At 46.9% G+C, this 505-nt stretch carries 1 pseudogene; it reads left to right on the forward strand.

Annotation, left to right across the window (positions count from 1 at the left end):
- Nucleotides 1–505, forward strand: a pseudogene (locus HMPREF3119_RS05785) (hypothetical protein); the annotation flags it as partial.

Here is a 505-nt window from a genome sequence, read left to right on the forward strand (position 1 = left end):
TCAGGGCTATATCGTTTACTTTCTCCAGGCCATGCAGCAGTGGATGACAGATACCGGTCAGGTGAAAATTGAGCTGCCGAACGGCCAAAAAGTGACGTTGGAGGATGTAAAAGGGCTGGCTTCGCGGGAATGGGTCAATGGTATGTTATCAAATAACCCCGGCAATCAAACCACAGTGGTTAAAGCTGTATCTGATTCGTATCTGTGGGTCAGCGGTGGAGGTCAATTCGGATATACATATAAAAAACAAAACCCGTTTGTTGTTAATGCATCCGGCAGCTATGCGTCTTTGAACGGAACGGGAGAGTATACCGGCTTCAGACTGACAAAATCAGATGGTCGTTATGTGTTATTGGAGACAAATCCTCATGCGGGTACAGCATCAATGCTTAGCATTGCGTATCGGCAAGCTAACGGCGAAAACCAGCACGTTATTACTGTGCCGTATGATTCCGGTGTGCTGGCCACTCAGGTGTATGTGAAATACAGTACAGGGTTTGGTATC

The organism is Morganella sp. HMSC11D09 (assembly GCF_001807955.1).
Classification (GTDB): Bacteria; Pseudomonadota; Gammaproteobacteria; order Enterobacterales; family Enterobacteriaceae; genus Morganella; species Morganella morganii.